This is a genomic window from Williamsia limnetica, assembly GCF_003217475.1.
GTDB lineage: Bacteria > Actinomycetota > Actinomycetes > Mycobacteriales > Mycobacteriaceae > Williamsia > Williamsia limnetica.
The window spans coordinates 1-20,709 of the sequence record NZ_QJSP01000025.1 but is presented as its reverse complement, the minus strand read 5'-3'; the positions used below and the strand labels follow the sequence as shown (position 1 = coordinate 20,709).

15 protein-coding genes are annotated in these 20,709 nt (G+C 66.2%); 4 read left to right on the top strand and 11 right to left on the bottom strand.

Annotation, left to right across the window (positions count from 1 at the left end; genetic code table 11):
* Positions 1-44 precede the first annotated feature (44 nt).
* Positions 45-890: an HpcH/HpaI aldolase/citrate lyase family protein gene (locus DFR67_RS27655; RefSeq protein ID WP_110472671.1), complete on the top strand. Its 846-nt coding sequence runs from the start codon at positions 45-47 to the stop codon at positions 888-890.
* 110 nt (positions 891-1,000) lie between these two features.
* Here DFR67_RS27655 and DFR67_RS27650 read toward each other — a convergent pair whose 3' ends face one another.
* A complete protein-coding gene (locus DFR67_RS27650) occupies positions 1,001-1,777 on the bottom strand; it encodes an SDR family oxidoreductase (protein ID WP_110472710.1) in 777 nt (258 codons plus the stop codon).
* A gap of 86 nt (positions 1,778-1,863) precedes the next feature.
* Between DFR67_RS27650 and DFR67_RS27645 the strand changes: the two genes are divergently transcribed.
* Positions 1,864-2,844 (top strand): ABC transporter substrate-binding protein, encoded by a 981-nt coding sequence (locus DFR67_RS27645; RefSeq protein WP_110472670.1) that lies wholly within the window; start codon positions 1,864-1,866, stop codon positions 2,842-2,844.
* A gap of 6 nt (positions 2,845-2,850) precedes the next feature.
* Here the strand turns inward: DFR67_RS27645 and DFR67_RS27640 are convergent, their stop codons facing one another.
* The 4 genes from DFR67_RS27640 to DFR67_RS27625 form a co-directional block, all read right to left on the bottom strand.
* Positions 2,851-3,486, bottom strand: coding sequence for an MSMEG_1061 family FMN-dependent PPOX-type flavoprotein (locus DFR67_RS27640; protein ID WP_110472669.1), 636 nt, complete (start codon positions 3,484-3,486; stop codon positions 2,851-2,853).
* 123 nt (positions 3,487-3,609) lie between these two features.
* Positions 3,610-4,446, bottom strand: a complete 837-nt coding sequence (locus tag DFR67_RS27635; protein ID WP_110472709.1) for an ABC transporter ATP-binding protein — start codon at positions 4,444-4,446, stop codon at positions 3,610-3,612.
* A gap of 43 nt (positions 4,447-4,489) precedes the next feature.
* A complete protein-coding gene (locus tag DFR67_RS27630) occupies positions 4,490-5,572 on the bottom strand; it encodes a FecCD family ABC transporter permease (RefSeq protein ID WP_110472668.1) in 1,083 nt (360 codons plus the stop codon).
* A gap of 26 nt (positions 5,573-5,598) precedes the next feature.
* On the bottom strand, positions 5,599-6,603 hold the full coding sequence (locus DFR67_RS27625) for an iron chelate uptake ABC transporter family permease subunit (RefSeq protein WP_245938212.1): 1,005 nt from the start codon (positions 6,601-6,603) through the stop codon (positions 5,599-5,601).
* A 353-nt stretch (positions 6,604-6,956) separates the two neighbouring features.
* Here DFR67_RS27625 and DFR67_RS27620 point away from each other — a divergent pair, with 353 nt between their 5' ends.
* On the top strand, positions 6,957-8,039 hold the full coding sequence (locus DFR67_RS27620; protein WP_245938208.1) for an isochorismate synthase: 1,083 nt from the start codon (positions 6,957-6,959) through the stop codon (positions 8,037-8,039).
* Positions 8,040-8,110: 71 nt separating this feature from the next.
* Positions 8,111-10,045 (top strand): sigma factor-like helix-turn-helix DNA-binding protein, encoded by a 1,935-nt coding sequence (locus tag DFR67_RS27615; protein ID WP_110472666.1) that lies wholly within the window; start codon positions 8,111-8,113, stop codon positions 10,043-10,045.
* Here DFR67_RS27615 and DFR67_RS27610 read toward each other — a convergent pair.
* The 6 genes from DFR67_RS27610 to DFR67_RS27585 form a co-directional block, all read right to left on the bottom strand.
* Entirely contained in the window at positions 10,038-10,961 is a 924-nt protein-coding gene (locus DFR67_RS27610) for an AMP-binding protein (protein ID WP_110472665.1), read from the bottom strand. The two genes, DFR67_RS27615 and DFR67_RS27610, sit on opposite strands and share 8 nt — an antisense overlap.
* A 148-nt stretch (positions 10,962-11,109) precedes the next feature.
* On the bottom strand, positions 11,110-12,459 hold the full coding sequence (locus DFR67_RS27605) for an ABC transporter ATP-binding protein (protein WP_245938207.1): 1,350 nt from the start codon (positions 12,457-12,459) through the stop codon (positions 11,110-11,112).
* A gap of 57 nt (positions 12,460-12,516) precedes the next feature.
* Entirely contained in the window at positions 12,517-14,277 is a 1,761-nt protein-coding gene (locus DFR67_RS27600; protein ID WP_245938206.1) for an ABC transporter ATP-binding protein, read from the bottom strand.
* The gene (locus tag DFR67_RS27595; RefSeq protein ID WP_425451353.1) at positions 14,274-15,998 is read right to left on the bottom strand and encodes an ABC transporter ATP-binding protein; all 1,725 of its coding nucleotides are present in this window, start codon (positions 15,996-15,998) and stop codon (positions 14,274-14,276) included. The genes DFR67_RS27600 and DFR67_RS27595 overlap by 4 nt, the downstream gene beginning before the upstream one ends.
* A complete protein-coding gene (locus DFR67_RS27590) occupies positions 15,998-17,839 on the bottom strand; it encodes a siderophore-interacting protein (RefSeq protein WP_245938205.1) in 1,842 nt (613 codons plus the stop codon). The genes DFR67_RS27595 and DFR67_RS27590 overlap by 1 nt, the downstream gene beginning before the upstream one ends.
* A 61-nt stretch (positions 17,840-17,900) precedes the next feature.
* The coding region (locus DFR67_RS27585; RefSeq protein WP_146240554.1) for a condensation domain-containing protein at positions 17,901-20,709 on the bottom strand (2,809 nt) is incomplete at its 5' end.

Sequence of the window (20,709 nt, the reverse complement as noted above, 5' to 3'; positions counted from 1 at the left end):
AACGCAACGGTGACGCGACTCACCGCCGAGATCACACTGACCTCATGTCACCGCATGAGCTGCCGTCTCGCCCGCACATCGAAGCAACCATCGCTCGCTCGTGGCTGCTGGTGAATGCGTCTGTGCGCCCGGCCTATATGGCCGCCGCGCAGTCGCAGGCCGACCAGATCATCCTCGACATCGAAGACGCGGTGGATTCGGGCGCGAAGAGCAGCGCGCGTGGGAGCGTCGCCGAGTGGCTACGCGGCGCCGGCGCGTGGGTGCGCATCAACGACCGGACCACACCGTACTGGTCAGAGGACGTCGATCATCTCCGCGGGACATCGGGACTGGCCGGGGTCATGCTGGCGAAGACCGAATACCCCGACCAGGTCGACGAGACCTATGACCGACTCGGCGGGCGCGTTCCAGTCATCCCGCTCATCGAGTCGGCGATGGGGATCGAGAACGCCGTCGACATCGCTCGCCGACGCGGGGTCCTGCGACTGGCCTTCGGCAGCGGAGACTACCGGCGTGACACCGCGACCGACGCAGACGATCTGGTGATGGCCTACCCGCGCTCGCGCCTGGTGGTCGCCAGCCGCGTGGCCGGCCTGACCGGACCGATCGACGGGCCCGCCGTCACCGACGACCACACCGTCCTCCGCGAAAAGACCGCCACCAGCGTGTCATTCGGACTCACCGGCAAGCTGTGCCTGAACCCGGCCCACACAGGCGTGATCAACACCGTCATCAGCCCGAGCCCCGAAGACGCGGCCTGGGCCACCGGCTTTCTCTCCGACTTCGAAGCTCGTGGCCGCGTCGTCCGTGACGGCAGCGACCTGCCCCGGCTCAAGCGTGCGGAACGAATCGCGGAGTTGGCCAATGAATTCGGTGTCGTCGCCGGCTGAACTGACAACCCACCCGTTCCGGGCAAACCCAAGCCCACCCGTTCCAGGCAAACCCAAGGGTTTGCGCCTCGTGGTTGTGACCGGAACGGGTGGGTCTGTGCGTGCACGGGCTACTTCGGAGGGAGCCGGACGCCACCGTCGACGCGGACGACCTCACCGTTCATGTACGAATTGGTGATCAGCTCGACGACCATCGACGCCAGCTCATCCGGGGTACCGAGGCGACGCGGGTAGAGCACGCTCTCGCCCAGCTTCGCCTTGAATGCCTCCGACTCCGGGCCGGTGCCGTAGATCGGGGTCTCGATCAGACCCGGGGCCACCGTGTTGTTGCGGATACCCGCTGCTGCGAGATCGCGGGCCACGGTCAGGGTCAGGCTGACGATGCCGCCCTTGGAAGCCGAGTAGGCGGCTTGTCCGATCTGTCCGTCAAACGCCGCCACACTGGCCAGCGACACGATCGCACCCTTTTCACCGGTTTCGGTGGGCTCGCTGCGACTGATGGCGGTTGCCGCCAGCCGCGTGGCGTCGAAGCTGCCGATCAGGTTGATGTTGATGACCTTCTTGAAGGCGTCGAGGTCGTGAGCTGACGAGAACTCCCCGTCGCGGCCGATCGTGCGCTGCGCCGATCCGATGCCGGCCGAGTTCACCAGCGCACGAACCGGTCCGAGTTCGAGTGCCTTGTTGACGGCGGCCTCGATCTGCTCGGTCTTGGTCACGTCGACACTGACGAAGGCGCCTCCGATTTCCTTGGCGAGCGCCTCCCCCTTCTCCGCCTGGACGTCAGCGATGACGACCTTGGCGCCCAGTGCGGCCAGTTGTCGCGCCACCGCAGCACCGATTCCCGAGGCCCCACCCGTAACGATTGCACTTGCTCCATTGATTTCCACCACCGCACCATATGGCCGAGCGCTTGTTCGGTTCAAGTGTGCGGCCGACTTCGCGGCGGAGATTTAGCGCAGGCTAACCTCTACACATGCTTCGTCGCGCAATCCTCTGTCTCACCGTCCTCGGAGTCCTCGTCGTCGCCGGCTGCTCCGGCAGCTCGAACACCGACGAGGGGTCGCCGAGCGGGGCGACCACCGGTTCGTACCCGGTCACCGTCGACACGAAGTTCGGACCGGTGACCATCGAAGAGCCACCGAAACGAGTCGTCGCACTCGGATGGGGAGACGCAGAAACCGCGCTGGCGCTGGGGGTTCAGCCTGTCGGAGCCAGCGACTGGCTCGACTTCGGGGGCGAAGGGGTCGGCCCGTGGGCAGCCGGACTCTACGACAGTCCCCCGGAGATCATCGCCACCCGGGAGCCCTCGTTCGAGCAGATCCTCGCCCTCGAACCCGACCTCATCCTCGACACGAAGAGCTCCGGGGACCAGAAACGGTACGACACCCTCAAGGAGATCGCACCGACCGTCGCGCTACCCGCAGGAGCCGACAACTACAAGACGACCCTCGAGCAACAGGTGGCGATGGTCTCGCAAGCACTCGGCGTCCCGGACAAGGGCACCGAACTCATCGACCAGCTGAACTCCCGTTTCGCCGAGGTCGCAGCGCAGAACCCCGAGTTCGCCGGGAAGACCGTGACCGTGGCAGCCCGGTCCGGGAACGGTTGGGGCGCCTACGCTCCCGACACCGAGCGGGTGGCCTTCATGCGCAAACTCGGGTTCGTCGCCAACCCCGCAATCGATCCCGCCGACGCCAAAGGGTTTTCGATCCCTGTCGCCGAAGAAAACCTGCAGCTACTCGACGCTGACATGCTGGTCGTCTTCCCCATCGGGCGTACCGCTGCCGAGGTGGAGGCCGAGCCCGTGTTCAAGGCAGTACCGGCGGTGGTCGACGGGCGCTACCTCGTCTTCGATGACACGACGATCTCGCGTGCGTACTCGACGAACTCGGTGCTGTCGGTTCGGTACGCACTGGACACGGTTCCCCCGCTGGTCGCCGAGCGCACCACCTAGGTTGCGCTAGTACAGATGTGAGCGGTACGCCTCCTGGCGGCGAGGCTGGTTGTCCTCGACCGGGAGTGCGTGCTGCTCCGACATCATGTCCCGGACCGTCGGCACCACATCCGGATCGGCGAACCGCTGCGGATTCCACAGATCGGACCGGAGCACGGCCCGGGCGCAGTGGACGTAGACCTCGTCGATTTCGACAACCACGGCCAGGGTCGCCGGTTTGCCCTTGATCGCCATCTCATCGAGCATCTCGGGATCCGTACGCAGTCTCGCGCGGCCGTTCACCCGCACGATCTCGTCGATTCCCGGGACCAAGAACAGCACGCCCACATGCGGGTTGGCGAGGATGTTCCGGTACGAATCGACCCGCTTGTTACCCGGCCGATCGGGCAGGACCAGGGTGCGGTCATCCTTCACGAGCACCGCGGAGTCGAGGTCGCCGCGTGGCGATGAATCGCAATTGCCCTCGGCGTCCGCAGTCGCCAATACGAAGAACCTCGCATGCGAGAGGAATTCGACGATGAGGGGCGTGAGGAACGTGGTGTGCTTGTCGAGCACCCTCGGATGAGCGGCGCCGAGTACCGCCTCCAAGTCCGCGGGTGTGGTGATCGCGTGGGGGTCTGCGGCCGAACTCTGCTCAGCCATCTATCCGCCCCTGCAACCGGTGGAGCGCCGCCGGCTGATTCCACTGCTCGAATCCGAGATGTCTCATCACCCGAGCCATGTTGTCATCCTCCGAGAACACGATTCACACCCCCTCGACTCGTCCTACTTCCTCACCAGTGGGATGACAAGTGGCGTATGCGATTCCGGGTCGTCGATGATCCGGCAGGGCAGGCCGAACACGTCGTGCACCAATTCCGCGGTGATGATCTCCGAGGGCCGGCCCTCCGCGACGATCTCGCCATCTTTCATGGCGATGATGTGGTCGGCGTAGCGGCAGGCATGGTTGAGGTCGTGGAGTACGGCGACAAGGGTCCGCCCCTTGGTCTTGTTCAGCTCAGAGCAGAGTTCGAGCAGGTCGATCTGATAGGCGATGTCGAGGAACGTCGTCGGCTCGTCCAGGAGCATCAGCGGAGTCTGCTGCGCCAGCACCATCGCCACCCAGACTCTCTGCCGCTGGCCGCCCGACAATTCGTCGACCAGCCGGCCGGACAATTCCGTGACCCCGGTCGAGTCCATCGCCTCGACCACCGCGGACTCGTCGTCCTTGGACCACTGCCGGATCAGCTTCTGGTGCGGGTAGCGGCCGCGCGCGACGAGATCGGCGACCCTGATGCCGTCAGGGGCGATCGAGGACTGCGGTAGCAGACCGAGCCGGCGCGCGACCTCTTTCGCCGGGTACGAGCTGATCGCCTTGCCGTCGAGCAGCACCGAACCGGCACTGGGGGCCAGCAACCGGGACAGCGCCCGCAGCAGGGTCGATTTGCCGCACGCGTTCGGTCCGACGATCACGGTGAACGCGCCGTCAGGGATGTCGACACTGAGCGACTCGCTGATCACGCGTTTGTCATAGCCGATCGTCACATTCTCGGCCTGCAGCCGAGAACGCGCGGTCGGTATTTGCGCCCGGCTGTCCGTGGGATTGTCGGCGACCTTGTTCATGTCCATGCATCAGCCCTTGTCCGGTGAAAATGGTGTGGGGTGGTCATTGCCTGCGCGCCTCTCTGGCGAGCAGCCACACCAGGTAGAGGCCGCCGATCGACACCGTGACGACGCCGACGGGCAGCTGCGTCGGCTGAAAGGCACGCTGGGCGATGAAGTCGCTCGCGACGAGCAGCAGTGCCCCCATCGCGGCCGCGGGTGCGAACGCGACACCCGGAGTCCTGGTCAGTCGGCGTGCCAATTGCGGCGCAGCCAACGACACGAAGGCGATCGGTCCGGCCGCCGCCGTGGCCACTGCGGTCAACGCGACCCCCAGGATGATCAACGCGAGGCGAGTCGGCTCGGCCCGGATCCCGAGGGCCTTCGCGGCGTCGTCACCCAGGTCGAGCATCGGCATCCGGTACGACGCGAGGATCAGCAGGGGTGCCAGAACCGCCAAGATGATCAGCACCGGTCGCGCCTGCGTCCAGCTCAGCCCGTTGAGGGACCCCGCTCCCCACACGGCCGCCGACATCGCGTCCTCGAGGTCTGCTTTGAGAATCAGCCAGGTGTTGACCGACGCCAGCACGGCACTGACCGCGATACCGACGATGATCAACCGAAAGCCCTGAACACCGCGCTTGAAGGCCAGCAGGTACACCAGCAGTGCGGTGACGATCCCGCCTGCGAGAGCCCCGATCGCGGTGCCGTAGTACCCGCCCCCGCCGATGACCAAGATCACCACCAGTGCGCCCGTATAGGCGCCGGTGTTGAAGCCGATGATGTCGGGGCTGCCGAGCGGATTGCGGGTGATCGACTGGAAGACCGCCCCGCTGACACCGAGCGCGGCGCCCAGGACGAGAGCCAGCAGGACGCGCGGCATCCGCCACTCGGTCACCACCAGCTCCTCGATCCGCGTGCCCTGACCTAGGAGCGCCTGCAACACTCGATCGGGCGACACCGGATAGTCGCCGGTCCCCAACGCGAGTACCGCGACACCGCATGCGAGAACGACCAACGCAGCGACCACCGTGACCGCGCGCAGGTCGATCTTCCCCGACACCGTGCCACCGGGGCCACGCAGGATCGTGATGCGACGACCGAAGTCGATGGTCGAGTGCGACGTCAGCTTCTCTTTCTCAGGCATCGGCACTTTTCCTGGAGTCCGGATGCTCACAGTCCACTCGCCTTTCCCCGACGGACCAGGAAGATCAGGACCGGCGCACCCACAAAGGCCGTCACGATCCCGACCTGCATCTCGCCCGGCCGGATGATGACCCGACCGATCACATCGGAGAGCAAAACCAGGATCGGTGCACCCACCAGCGTGTACGCGAGTATCCAACGTTGATCGGGACCGACGATCCAGCGGGCGATATGCGGGACCATCAGTCCGACGAACCCGATGGGCCCGGCTGCTGCGGTGGCGGCGCCGCAGAGCAGCGTCACGGCGATCACACCGATGACCCGGGTGCGGGTCACATTCGCGCCGAGCGATCGCGCCAGATCGTCCCCCATGGCCACCGCGTTGAGCGGCCGTGCGATCACGAACGCGAGCACCAACCCGACGACGATGAACGGCGTCACCGCGGCCGAGACGTCGAGTCCGCGGCCGGCGATCGAGCCCGCGTTCCAGAAACGCATCTGATCGAACGCCTGCGGGTCGAGAAGGATCAGGCCGGTGGTGACACCGGAGAGCACCGCGCCGATCGCCACCCCGGCCAAGGTCAGCCGAATGGGTGTGGCGCCGCCCCGACCCACCGAGCCGAGCGCGTAGACGACCACGGTCACCACCACGGCTCCGGCGAAGGCGAACCAGATGTAGGCCCAGATACCGGTGAATCCCAGGACGCCCACCGCGAGCGCCACCGCGAAAGCCGCGCCGGCATTGACGCCGAGAATTCCAGGGTCGGCCAACGGATTGCGGGTCATCGCCTGGATGAGCGCACCACCGACACCCAGGGCCATCCCGACGAGCAGGCCGAGCACGGTCCGCGGGATCCGCAGGTCACGGATGATGATGTGGTCGCCCGAGTTGTCGTAGGACCACAGCGCGTCCCAGACCGTCCCGAACGGGATGTCTTTGGCTCCGATGGCGATGCTCAGGAGGCAGACGAGGGCCAGGATCGCGACGCCGGCACACCAACCGAGTGTGCGCCGGGCGTTGGTCCGCGCCAGCCCCTGGGAAGTCGGTTCGGCCGCGGCGGCACCACTACCTTTGACCAGGCTCACCCGCGTCCGGCGGGCGGCGCTGACACTCACGGCCGAACCCGGCGCACGTTGTCCATCCTCTGCCGATCTGTAGTAGGTATAGCTCACCTTAGTCAGGGCGATGTCCGCCTCGTCACCCACGGGAGCAGATCGTCTTCGTGGCGAGCGTTTAGGCTATTGCTCGCAGCTCACGTCGACCTCCGGGCGCGGGTCTGAGCACTTGCTAACCTCGACACACAAGCGGGTGTCCGCGCTGAAGGGAGTCGACCATTCCTCGCCCCTCTCCCGACGTCGGAGTCTCTCCCTACATCGGAATCGAAGTGCCGACCTTCGCATTGTCGCGGCCCACCGATCACGTATTCGCGTACGGCGCCGGTGTCCGATTCAACACCATCGACGCCGCCGCGGCGGTGTTGCACAACCGCTCGCATGAGTACATCGTCGGAGCTCTCCCGTTCGATCTCGACAGCCCCGCCGCCCTCACCGCACCTACCCGGTTCGTACGGAGACCTGTTCGGTGGCAACCAGATTCACCGCCGCTGCCCACAACGGCGATCAAGGGTTTCGACCCGCAACCCGACGAGCACGTACGCCGGGTCGACGCTGCGATCCGGGTGCTGTCCGACCCGCGTGCCGCGCTCGTCAAGGTGGTCCTGGCCCGCACCGTGATACTCCGAGCGAGCGCGGCAATCGCCCCCGTCGACCTGCTGACGCGTCTGGTCGCGGCCGATCAGGGCAGCAATGGACTGCTCGTCGACCTCTCGTCTGCGGGCCCGCACTACACCGGCACGCACCTGATCGGGTCCAGCCCGGAACTCCTTGTGCGCAAGTCTGGTTCGACGGTCGTCTGTCACCCTCTCGCCGGATCCGCACCGCGAGCCTCAGACCCCGCAGCCGACCGGACGAACGGTCAGATGCTGGCAGCGTCGGCCAAGGATCAGCGCGAGCACGCCTTTGTCGTCGACGCGATGGCGGCCGCGCTCGCGCCGCTGTGTAGCGATCTCGACGTGCCTACGACACCCGGCCTGACCCAGACCCCGAACATGTGGCATCTCGGCACGCGCATCGTGGGGACCGTTCGCGAGCCGGCCACCACGGCCCTCGACCTCGCCGTTGCGCTGCACCCGACCCCCGCCGTCTGTGGCACCCCTACCGCCGATGCGCGAGAGTTCATCCTGGCCAACGAGGGCGACCGCGGGTTTTACGCAGGCGCCGTCGGTTGGTGCGACAGCGCAGGTGACGGCGAGTGGATGGTCGGCATCCGCTGCGCAGAGCTCTCCGCGGACGGTCTGACGATCCGGGCATCGGCGGGCGGCGGAATCGTCTCGGACTCGGACCCACAGCTCGAACTCGCGGAGACATCGGCCAAACTCCGGACTATTCTCTCCGCGCTCGGACGGTGAACGTCAGACAGCCGTCTCGGTGTGCAGATAGGCTAATCTTTCGACATTGACGCTTACGGAAGGCTCGGTGCATGGCTGAATCGAAGACGGTCGCGCCGCTGTCGAAAACAGCGTGGACGATGCTGCTGCCGTGGCTCGACGAGTACCGAGCAGGCCCATCGATCCTGGCCAGCAGCGAGCTGATCCCCAATGCCTGGCTCGACGGAAGCCCCGCGGATGCACTGAATACGGAGAACTTCAGCCGATTCTGCGAATTGGTGGCACTTCGCCACCTGCAGGACCGCGGCGACGCCACCCTCGCCGACGACTTCCCGACCGTCTCGGCAGCATCTGGACTGTCGACTCTCGCGCTGGGCCGGCACACCGAAAAAGCCTTGCAGGACAACACCATATCCACTGTCGGCGACATCCTCGCCACATCTACGAACCATCTGCTCGGATTGCCGCAGATCGGCCGGGCCACGGTCGTCGACATCGTCGCCGCGCTGGTCGCCCAGGCCACCAGGATCCCGCAGGGCGCCGACGATCGCAGCGGCGAGCGCATTCTCGCGGACCCGCACCTGGTCAAGTTCATCGAATCGATCGATGAGCGTGACCGAATCATCCTGCACGAGCGAATCTTTGCCGCCAAGCCGCGCACACAGTCCGATCTGGCCAAACAGATGGGGCTCTCGCGCGAACGGGTCAATCAGATCGACCGCACGCTGCGCCTGCGATTGTCCGAGACCGTGGACAGCTCGGTCGACCTGCGGCGGTTGCTCGCCGAAGCCGTGGCTCTCGCCGACCCCCTGGCCGACGCGGCGCGTATCGCGGAAGTACTTCCCTCGTTCGCCACCGACATTCCCGCACTGGGCGTCGCGGTCGGCCAGTTGCTGATCGCCGGGTCCAACGACCTCGCAGGTGTCAACGGCTGGATCATGAGCCGGCCGCCCTCACAGATCGCCGACCTGGTCGGCGAGATCCTCGACGCCCACACAGGCGACGAAGCAGTGGTACCGGTCCACGTGGTGGCCACACGACTGAACCTCTCGGATTCCGAGGCCGTGCGGTGGCTGACCAACAGTGGCTTCACCGTGCTCGACGACCACGTGGTCAACGGCCCGACGTCGACAGGTGATCTGGTCTGCGCCGTTCTGTCGATCGCAGGCGCGCCCCGCACCTTCGAGGCGATCCTGGCCGGATTGGCCGGCGAACCGCGCTCACGCTCGAGCGTGCGCAACGCGCTTGTCACCGACGATCGCATCGTCAAGACCGACCGCACCACCTACGGGCTGCGGCGATGGGGTGGCGACAAGTACCTCCCGGTCCATCGCCAGATTGGACGGATCCTCGACGACGCGGGCGGCAAGATCGAGATCGCCGACCTGGTGGCCCAGATCAGCGCCAAATACGACGTGACCGAATCGAGCATCCGCGCCTATGCGGGCGCCGGCGAGTTCGTCATGCGCGACGACGTGGTGAGCCGCCGCAACGAACGCTACGTCCACCGGAAATCGCCCGCCAAGACGCGATGCCTGTACCGCGACGGCGACACCCTGCGCTGGGCGACCACCGTCGGGGCCGCACACCTGAAGGGGTCGGCATTCAACATCCCCTCCGCGCTTGCGGGTCTTGTCGGTGTCGGCCCCGGCAATCCCGTGAAGCTGCAGTCGCGGCTGGGGCCGCAATCCCTGATGTGGGTGTCGGTGCAGGCACGAGTGGGAACGATCAAGCGATTCGCGGTAGATCTCGGTCTGGCTTTGGGCGATCCGATCTTTCTGGAGTTCACCCCCGGCGGGTTCGACGTCAAACGTCAACACCCCGACCCGTCCGCCGACCCGGTGGAGGCGATTTTCACCCGTCTCGGCCGGGCGCCCGAAGGCGCGCTCGGCCGGGACGAACTCCTCGAAGTACTGGTCAGCTCGCTGTTCCTGCCTCAGGGCAGCGATTCCGCCACGGTGATCGGCACGCTGCGCCACCGCAAGGAACTCGAGCTCGAAGCTCTGGTGACCGCCGCTCTCAACTGACCGGTCGCAGCTGTGCCGGCGCGTAGTCGTCGTCCCACGCGAACTCGTAGACAGGTGGATCGGCGGGGGTCTGCCGCGTCAGTCCGCGACGTCGCAGGACCACCTCGGGCAGCACCTCGCCGTCGGGGAGCACCATGCGGGGACGACCCGAGGCCCACGCCCCGGAGTCGGCGACCCGCAGGAGGTCGTGCATGAGCAGCGGCGGGGCGAACACCACCGAGATGTCGCCCGCGATCAACTCGTCCCACACCATCGCAGAGTCACCGAACACAGGCACGACCTGCACGCAGGAACCGGATGCGGCACAGGCCAATACGAGAAGCACCGCAGACGGGGAGCTCCACGGCCCACAGACGGCGGCGCATGCAGATGCGTCGAGGTCGAGGTTTTGTTGCAGGCCACCAACGCGATCGGCGACCACACCCGCCGGCCAGAAGCGGTAACCGAGGTCGTTCAGGAACAATCCACTCTCGACGTGCAGTGGCGACTGCGCCGATACCGCGATCAGCGTGAACTCCTCAGCGACGTCGAACATCGGGCACACCCAGTCGCCGCAGATCACCTCGACGGTCTCTTCCAGGAAGCAGTCCGCAGCGCAGTGCGAGATCAGATAATGCAAGTCCAGATCTCCGGCAGCGAAGGCAGCCGCCTCGTCGAACGGGTCGATGGGTACGGCTACAGAGCCCAGGCGCAAGAGTGCGTGGAAGGCGAGGAGGAACTCCCATCCGCCGTGCAGACAGATCCCGACGCGCTGATGAGACTGCACACCCCGGGCGGCCAGATCGTCGCAGAGCCACTGCACCGACTCGTCGAAGCGTTCGAAATCGGTCTCGTGATCACCGCAGACCACCGCCGGACGGCAGTAGTGGCGATCGACGGTGTCATCCAACATGGTGTTCAGCTGCGCTGCACCCATTGCCAGGCCCCTTCTCGTTCTAGCTTCCCCGCGTGCTCGTCTGAGTCGAGATGTCGTGCGCCCGCGATATGGTTCGCAGGTAAGGTAAGTCAAACCTAACACTCCGATCGCTCTATGGCCAGAGTCTGTGACCGTCACGTGCACAGAGCTACCGATACCGCGCCCAGGCCTCCCACAACCGCGCGTAGTGCCCACCCCCGCGAGCCAATTCGTCGTGGGTTCCTTCCTCGACGACGCGGCCGTGTTCGAGCACGATCACACGATCGGCGAGGGCGGCCTGTGACAAGCGATGCGCGACGATGACCGCCGATCGCCCGCGCAGCGCCGCCTCGGCGCCGAACTCAAGCGCATCGGCACCAGCGCTGCCGGCCTCTGCAGTCGCCTCGTCCAGGATCACCAGGTCCGGATCCATCAAGATGAGCCGCGCCAACGCCAACTGTTGCGCGCGCATCGGCGTCAGTTCGTGCCCTTCGGCGCCGACCTCTGTCTCCAGCCCCTGCGGCAACAGCGACACCCACTCGTCGGCACGCACGGCACGAAGGACCGCCAGCAGTTCGTCGTCGACGGCGTCCGGAGCAGCCATACGGAGATCGCTCGCGAGCGTCCCGGAGAACACGTGCACCTCCTGCGTCACCAAGGCAACGCGTTGCGCACTGACCTCGAGAACGCCCGAATCAGGTTGGTGGACACCGGCGATCAACGATGCGAGCGTTGTCTTCCCGGCGCCGGAACTTCCCACGACCGCAACATGCTCACCCTGTCGTACGGTGAGCGAGACGTCATGCAACACGGGGCGGTCGGGGCGGTAACCGAAGCCGAGCTTCTCCACACGCACAGGCAGCGCGAGGCCGACCGATGACGCGCCCCGCTTCGGGCTGCTGCCGTTCACCGACCGGTTCGCGGTGGGGTCGAGATCGTATCGGTCCGCCTCGTCGATGACGCCGACGATGCGTCCGAGCGACGCCGCCGCAGACTGCAGATCATCGACCACCAGCAAGACCGACCTGATGGGACCGAACAGTTGCAGGTAGAGCAGCATCGCGGTCGTGGTGGCACCCACGGTGAACCCGCCTTTTCCCACCAGGGAGAAGCCGACGAGCAGAATCGCGGCCATACCGAGGAACTCGGCGACGTTGAGTCTGCTCCACAGCCGGTTCTGGACGACCATGGCGCGCATGGACCACCGGACCACGGCCCAGGAGTAGTCGGCGATCCGGCTGCAGAGCGCTCCGGTCAAACCGAATGCGTACACCGATTCGAGCCCGCGAATGGCACCCAGTAGTTGGTGCGCACGCCCCGCCATCGCTGCACGTTCCGCAGCGTAGATCGCAGGAGCCTTCGCCAGATAACCCCGCAGCCCGACGACGTAGACCGGCACCGTGACGACGGCCACGACAAGAAACCGCCAGTCCAGAACGCCAAGGCCGGCCACGGTGAGAATCGTCGCGAACAACGACGTCGACAGGGCCGGGACCACTCGGCCGATGGCGATACTCACCTGCGCCAGCGATCTTCCGCGGTAACACATTTCAGCTGGGACAAGTACTCTCAGGTGTTACCGATAACGGGCCCAGGCCTCCCACAGTTCCGCGTAGCGCCCGCCACGTCGGACCAATTCCTCGTGTGTGCCTTCTTCCACGATGCGGCCGTGATCGAGGACCACCACCCGGTCCGCGCGTGCTGCTTGCGAAAGTCGATGTGCCACCACAATTGCCGAACGTCCACGCAACGCGCTTTCGGCGCCGCGTTCGAGCGCGTCGGCCCCGGTACTGCCGGCTTCTGCAGTCGCCTCGTCGAGTATCACCAGGTCGGGGTCCATGAGGACCAGCCTCGCCAAGGCCAACTGCTGCGCCTGCATCGGAGTCAGTTCGCGGCCCTCGGCACCAACCGCGGTCTGCAGACCGTCAGGCAACATCCGCACCCACTCGTCGGCGTGAACGGCGTCGAGCGCCGCGTTCAGTGCGTCGTCACCGGCTTCCGGGGCGGCCATCCGTAGATCATCGGCCAGCGTGCCCGAAAAAACATGTACCTCCTGAGTCACCAGCGCGACTCTCTCCGAGCCCACCTCCAGCACTCCGGAATCCGGTTGATGCACACCGGCTATCAGCGATGCCAGCGTCGTTTTTCCCGCCCCTGAACTACCCACGACTGCGACGTGCTCTCCGCGCCCGACACGCAGCGACACCTCCTGGAGGACCGGCCGATCGGCGCGGTAGCCGAACGCGACCCTCTCCGCACGTACTGCGATCGGCCCGCCCTTCTCCGGTGTCAACACCTGCGCACCGACAGGTCTTTCGGCATCGATGCCACACGTCTCGGCCTCGTCGATGACGCCGACGATGCGGCCCATCGACGCGGTGGCCGACTGCAGGTCGTCGACGACGAACATCAACGCCCTGATCGGCCCGAACAGCTGCAGGTAGAGCAGCATTGCCGTGGTGGTGGCACCGACACTGAGCGAACCGGCGTCGACGAGCCACACCCCGACGATCAGAATCGTTGCCATCCCCAGGAATTCGGCAAAGTTGAGCCGGCCGAAGAGCCTGTTCTGCACGATCACGGCCCGCATCGACCACCGGACCACGGCCCATGAGTGACTGGCGATCTTGAGGCTCATCTGCCTGGTCAATCCGAATGCGTAGACCGTCTCGAGGCCCCGGATGGCACCGAGCAATTGGTGGGCTCGGTCGGCGGTCGCCGCACGTTCGGCCGCGTAGATCTCCGGGGCCGACGCCAGGTACATGCGCACACCCACGATGTACACGGGAACCGTCACCGCGACCACACCGAGAAAGCGCCAGTCCAGTACGCCGAGGCCGGCCACCGTCAGGATCGCGGCGAACACCGAGGTCGACAAAGCCGGAACGGCTCTGCCGATCGCGATGCTCACCTGGCTGACGTCGTCGGTCGCCCGCGACACCAGGTCACCGGTTCCGGCCGCCTCCACCCGGCCGAGCGGCATCGTCAGACCGGCGGTGATCATCCGCTCACGAATACGCGCAAGGACGGTTTCCATGAGCTGCCCGACGAGGGCGAGTCCGAGGCCGGTGAAGATCGCCAGGCCCACGGCCGCGCCGAACATGACGCCACCAATCGCCCACACCGTGCCGCTTCCACCAGAGACATCTCCTGTTGCCACATCGACCATGCGTCCCAGGCCCCACGGCGTGACCAGGCTCAGGGCGGCGGCGGCGACAAGCGCCCCGATCACCGATATCAGCATGAACGTGCGGCCGGACAGGTGCTGGCCGATGACCGCCAGCACCCGACGGGCGCCGGCGATGGGCATGGTGGTGACCGGGATCGCATCTGTCATGAGGGGACCGGAACTTCGATGTCGATGATGTGGTCGGCGGCCGCGAGAAAGGCAGGGGACGAAGAGATCACGAGCGTTGCCCGTCCTGCGCGCGCGAGGGACATTCGTCCTGCGATGACTGATTCGGTGACGGAATCGACGGCGTTGGTGGGATCGACCAACACCAAGATGTCTGAATCCGAGGCGAGCGCACGAGCCAGCGCGACGCGTTGTCGCTGGCCGCCGGAGAGCAGCCTGCCGGCCTCACCGACGAGCGTGTCCCGGCCCTCGGGCAGGCCGTCGATGACCTCGTCGCACGCCGCCGCCAGCAGTGCCTGGTCGATGCGCGCGCCGTCGGCGGAGGTGGTGTCGGCGGCGACCACGTTGTCGAGGAGGGAGCCCTCGAACAGGTCGGCTCCATGCGGGGCCACTCGAACCAGGCGGGTCATCGAGGGCTGATCGAGGGTGAACACGTCCACGCCATCCACGGTCACGGTGCCCGAGTCGGGCTTCTTGGCCCGGGACAGCACCGCCGCCAGCGTGGCCGCGGTCGCGCCATCGACCTTCAGGACGGTGACTCCTTCGGGTGGCAGCGTGAACGACAGATGGGTGATCGGGCCTACCGAGAGATCGTCGATCCGCAGCAGCGGCGGCAAGGTCTGGAAGTCGCCATTGACCGTACGTTGTCCACCGGGGTTGACCGACGGGGCCTGCAGAACTGTGAGAACTCTTTCGGCAGAGGCCAATCCGGCCGCCCACACGGCGCCGAAGTTCTTGCCCATGGCCCCGAGTGGTTGGATGACGAACTGGGTCACGCCGACGACAGAGATCAGTTGACCAATGGTGAGCGACCCCGCGACAGCCATCAGTCCGGCCGCGATACCGACCGCGATCACCAGGATGGCCGAGGTCAGTTGCATCGCACCGACAAACGCACCTTCGGTGCGGCGCGCTTTGATCACCGCAACCAGGGCACGACCGCTGGCGCCCTGATAGCGATGGGCCGCTTCCTGCCCCGCATCGATCCCCTTGACGACGCGGAAGCCGGTCATCAGATCGGTAGCCGACCCGGCAGCCTCACCCGCGAGTTGCTGCTCGTGTCCGCTGCGCCGACGCAAGGGCCCACCCGCTTTGTCTATGAGCCACAACATGACCGGGGCGCCGATGAGAACCGCCAGTCCGAGTGGCCACGACACCCACAGCAGGACGAAGCCGCAGAAGAATATCGCCGCGACCTCACCGATCGGCAGGACACCGAGCCAGACCGTCCCGGCCAGGCGGGTGACGTCGGCGGTCGCGATCGACAAGAGCATGCCCGGCGAACGTGACGCGCCACCGATGCCTCGCGGATCGAGGATCCGATCGGTGACCATCGTGCGCAGGTGGTGCTGAATGGTGTTCATGCCGAGAAAGCCGATGCGCAACCCGAAACGGAAGCTCAGTGACAGCGCAGCGAAGACGACCGCCAGCACGAGCAGCCAGACCAGCAGCGAGCCCGTGTCACCGGTCGCGACCGCCCGATCGATCGCCACGCCCATCACCACGGGGACCATCGCCTCGCCCACCTGATGCCCGATCATCAATGCCGCGGCGGGCAGTGTCAGACGTGGCATGGCGAAGATGGTGCGCATCACCATCTTCCGAGGCGTGGTGTGCTCGTCGACCTCGATGGCTTTGACTGCGGACGGATGCTCCCCCGCCGCGAAGTACGGCGGGCGCAGGCGGGTCGGCAACCCGACCACTAGGTCCGGGCCCGGTATTCGACGACGTGGGCACCCCACCCGAGCGGTCCCACATGCACGACCTCGGCTCCGATCGAGGAGATCATCTCGCGCAGCTCGGCCTCTGTGCGCCGTCCCGACCCGAAGACGCACAGTCGACTCAGGTCGTCTTCGGTGTGGTGGTCGTCGGTGGTGTCCGGGTCCAGCAGCGTCGTCGCGATCACGATCCGATCAGCCGACTCCGTATAGGCCGCGAGCGCAACCGCGGTGTCCTCGTCGGGCAATGTGTCGACGATGTTCGACACGATCAGCAGATCTACCCGTTCGCCGAGCGGCGCGGTGTGGCTGCGATCGATGCGCTTGACCAGCGATTGTCGTTGGCGCGCCACATCACCGAGCATCCGGGCGGTGAGGGTGGGCATTCCCACCACACTGACGTTCAGCGACTCGAACTCACGCAGGAGCGCGTCCGCATACGCGCCACCGCCCTCTCCGACGATGGCGACGGTCTGCACGCCGTCGAACGAGATCGCATCCTTGAGCGCAGGTGCCAGGTACGAGGCCTCCCCGGCCTGAGCATCGTGGAGCTGCCCGAGGCGCACGGGATCCTTCAGCCACTCGCCCACCGGCAGTCCACCGACACCCGCGGGAACCCCTGTGCGGATCACATCCAACAGACCCACGAATGACATGTTCACCTGAGATGCGAACCCATCCAGATGCAGCGTCTCCGCCAGCCAGCCGTCCGGGTCTGAGAGCAGACTCCCGTCCTCGGTGAGCGAGAAGCCGCCGTCGACGCGGTTCACCAAACCCAGCACCGCCAGATGGCGCAGTAGCTTACGCAAGGGTTCCGGCTGGGCACCGCAGGCGGCCGCGATCGCCTCCACCGTCGTCGTGCCCCCTTCGATCTCCGCGAACACCCCCAACGTGACCGCGACACGCAATGCGAACGGCGGCAGCAACTCCGACAACTCGTGGATGCGATCGAACGCCCCCGGACCCTCGGCTGCGACATCGACGAGTTCCGGATGACCCTCCACCGTGGCCACCTCGCGCCGACGCCAGTAGCCGATGATCTGGGTGAAATCCTTCGGGATCTGCTTCTCCTGCTTCGCCCACCGGCGCAGCGGTTTGATGGTCAGCGTCTCGCCTCCCACCCACAGAAAGGGTTGGCCGGCACGCCACTGGGCAGCCTGGATGGTCTCGACCAGCCGGGACCGGCCACCCACGTCGCTGCGGTAGAGCCAGGTGATGTCCACGGGCGCGGCGCTGGTCAATTCTTGTCGATGCGATGGTTCGGCCACCTCGATCACCACGGTCGCGGGCAGAGACGGGGGCAACTTTTCGAGGCAGTGCCCGATTGCCGGGAGCGCCGTCTCATCGCCGCCGATCAGCATCCAGTCAGCGGCAGTGGGCAACCCCGCAGAGTGCTTCGGACCGGCGATCAGCACACCGTCGCCCGGCTGCACTCGCCGCGCCCAGGTCGAGGCGAGCCCCGTCTCGTGCAGTGCGAAGTCGATGGTCATCTCACCGGCATCGGCGTCGAACGCACGGACGGTATACGTCCGCAGATAGTCGAAGCTGCCGGGAGTCCAATCCACCACGCCGCCGGCGGTGTTGCGTGGAACCTCGAACGGGAAGCCGCCGGTCACCGGATCCGTGGGCATGACCTTGATGTCGTCGTCGAAACCGGTCGTCTTCACAGCGGGAAGCGCTATCCCGTCGCGCACGTGCTCGCGCATGGCGGGGCCTCCCACGACAACCCGCCGCATCCCTGGCGTCACGTCCCACACGCGCACGACTTCGAACTCTCGTAGGCAAATCGGAAAAACCGACGCCTCCCGTACGTTCCCGGCCACCATGGCCCCTCTCCTCGATGTTCACTGCCACGCCGACATGGACGCACGACCCAATACCGGGACCTTAGCTTAGGCTATCTTGTGGACCACTTCGGTGGATACAGTCGGCCCACTCAGTCAAGAATGAGTCGGGCAGTCCGGTTGGACCGACGTACTCGAGATGAGTCGTACGATCATCCGTCCAGTACCGGAACACCAGGTCATAGCGACCTTCGAAGCCCTCCTTGGCCCGCGGGTCGACCATGGGCGCGTGCAATCTGGTCATCAGGAGGTTCGCTTCGGCGGTACGCGCCAGCGCCTTGCGACCATCCGGACTCAGATACCGCAGGACGGCCCAGTCAAGCGCATCCGTGGCGGCCGGAGCGGTGTCTGCCGCGACTGCATGCGGGACCGCAGCAGTGAGTGGGCCGTGCGCACCCACGAGTCCGCCACCCGCCCGCAGATCACGATCGACATCGAATCGGATGTCACCGAAATACCGTGCGCTCGCCGCCGCAAAGCCGGCGACCACGTCGTCTGCAGCCGAGGCCGGTGCACTGTGTGTGCGGTGATCCAGTGCGCCAGTGGGTACTGTCGCCGCTGCAGCCAGCGCGTGGACGGCGGCCCAGTTCGGCAGCGTGGCGGCATGATCGGCATCCTTGGCCTTCGTCGCGAACACCTTGGTGACGTCGGCGAGTGAATTGTGCGCCTGCTGCGGGGAGCTGTTCAGGTGGTCCCGTAGTCGACCGGCCCACACCGCAACTGTTGCGCGATCGGCGATCGCCGCGTGTGCGGTCACCATCACGTGCGGCCGACCGTCGAGGTGTCCGGCGGTGGCCACAAGCCCTCGCCCGGCGGCGACATCGACCTCGGGACGGGACGACGGAAGCTGATCTCGGATCCGGGCAGCCGCCTCCGCGGCGCCGATCTGCGGTAGCGGTACATCCCAGATCCACAATCTGCGGTTCTTGGCCGTCAGCCGAAGACGGGCAACATCGACCGAGACCATCAGGTCGTAGACCGCCCCGGTGAGGACATCCTGTTCCGGCAGACGCTCCAGCGAGGCGACCGCGCTGTAGGAGAAGTCGGCCGCCGAACCCTGCAGGCCGCGAAGGCGGTGATGGGTGGGCAGCGGGGCGATCGCGCGTGATTCGGGAACAACGCCTGACACCGCGGCGGCCGCATCCGGCAGCGCTACGAGATCGTCCGCGATCCGGCGGAGACTGTCGAGGAACCGCGACCACAACGCCTCGATCTCACGGCTGTCGACCGACGGCGCCGCGGTGATCGTGAAACCGATTGCGACACCGTCTGTTCCTGCCGTACCGGAGCCGCGCATCGTGATCCGGTGCCGCAACCGGCCGGCATGGTCACCGGCACCCACCACATCAGGTAGGCCGTGGAGACCAGGCCACGTTGCACTGTCTTCCCGTGTGATGCCCGAGAAGCTGAACGCCGCGTCGGCGTGGACGCTCTCCGGCTGATGCGCGTTCCACCCTGCGTAGGCCGCTGCGACGATGTCCAGCCCACGACTGTCGGCATCGGTGGGCACCGCGATCAGCGTGGGATGCAATTCGGTGAACTGACCGACCGCACCCACCGCGCGCTGATTCTCGGATTGTGCTCTGCGACCGTCCCGTTCGACGTCCAACAACACGTCCGGCGAGACCGGTCTCCCGCCACCCTCGCGAGCCCGATGCAGGGCTGTCGCCGCGGCACCGCCGAGCGCCACGCCGATGTCGATGCCGGCGCGACCGCACAGCGCATCGATTGTCGTCCCCAGATCCGTTGGAACACAGAGCACGGTGTCGTAGGCATCGTGCGCACATCCTCGATCCGAACTGTCTTCGGTAACTTCGGAGCCGCTCGCGTCTCCGGACAGGTCCTGCATCCAGGACAAGACCGTGTCGTCTGAACTCGCGGGCGCGTCCCCGCTGATCACCCGCGCGTAGGTGTCCCGGAGTTCGTCGAGCAGGATGGCTCGAGACGGTCGGTCCACCACGAACTGATGGATCGTCCACACGAGAAGCGGCCGTCCCGACTCGCGCGTGATCAGACCCGAGCGGTGCACAGGGCCATCGGTGATGTCGAGCTCATCGGCGTAGCGACGTTCGAGCTCCAGTATGTCCTCTATCGACTGCAGGTCGGTGACGTCGACGTGGTCGAGAGGTTCTGGCGGTATCAGGCCGACGTCGATCAGAACAGGTTTGTCCCCTGAAGTCGTGTCCCGGTGCAGGCGCAACCCGAAAGCGCTGTGACGGGCCACCACGGCGTTGATCGCGGCCTCTAGTCTTTCTCTGTCCACATCACCGGGGAGCTCGACGATGTAACTGTGTCGCAGTGTATTCGGCGCCTTGTTCGCAGATAGCTCCGCCGCGATCAGCGGGGTCATGAACGTCGACGACTCGTCCCGACCGCGATTGTTCGAATCCGCGCGACTGGCCAACTGTTCGACGGTTTGGTATTCGAACACGTCTCTGTTCGTGATGCTCAATCCCGCGCCGTGGGCCAGCCGCACCAACGTCAGCGCCGTGATGCTGTCCCCGCCGACGCGGAACCAGGAGTCGTCCGCGGCGAGGTCGGTCGCGGGATCGAGTCCGAGTGCCGCGACCACAAGGTCGGCGATCGTGCGTTCGGTGTGGGTTTCGGGTGGGCGACCGCGGCCGGTGCCGCCGGTCGTCAAGTCTGCAGCGGGCAGTGCCTTGCGATCGAGTTTGCCGTTCGCCGTCACCGGCAACACCTCAAGCCACACAAACGCCGTAGGCACCATATGAGCAGGCAACCTCGCACCCAACCAGGCCCGCAACTGCTCCCCAGACACCTCCAGCGACCCCGGCGTGAGATAAGCAACCAACACCGTCCCCGCCACCGCATGCTCCACCGCAACCACCACC

Coding starts and splice junctions, on each gene's coding strand:
- DFR67_RS27655 (WP_110472671.1), top strand. CDS start 45: ATGTCACCGCATGAGCTGCCGTCTCGCCCGCACATCGAAGCAACCATC.
- DFR67_RS27645 (WP_110472670.1), top strand. CDS start 1,864: ATGCTTCGTCGCGCAATCCTCTGTCTCACCGTCCTCGGAGTCCTCGTC.
- DFR67_RS27640 (WP_110472669.1), bottom strand. CDS start 3,486: ATGGCTGAGCAGAGTTCGGCCGCAGACCCCCACGCGATCACCACACCC.
- DFR67_RS27635 (WP_110472709.1), bottom strand. CDS start 4,446: ATGAACAAGGTCGCCGACAATCCCACGGACAGCCGGGCGCAAATACCG.
- DFR67_RS27630 (WP_110472668.1), bottom strand. CDS start 5,572: ATGCCTGAGAAAGAGAAGCTGACGTCGCACTCGACCATCGACTTCGGT.
- DFR67_RS27615 (WP_110472666.1), top strand. CDS start 8,111: ATGGCTGAATCGAAGACGGTCGCGCCGCTGTCGAAAACAGCGTGGACG.
- DFR67_RS27610 (WP_110472665.1), bottom strand. CDS start 10,961: ATGGGTGCAGCGCAGCTGAACACCATGTTGGATGACACCGTCGATCGC.
- DFR67_RS27600 (WP_245938206.1), bottom strand. CDS start 14,277: ATGACAGATGCGATCCCGGTCACCACCATGCCCATCGCCGGCGCCCGT.
- DFR67_RS27590 (WP_245938205.1), bottom strand. CDS start 17,839: ATGGTGGCCGGGAACGTACGGGAGGCGTCGGTTTTTCCGATTTGCCTA.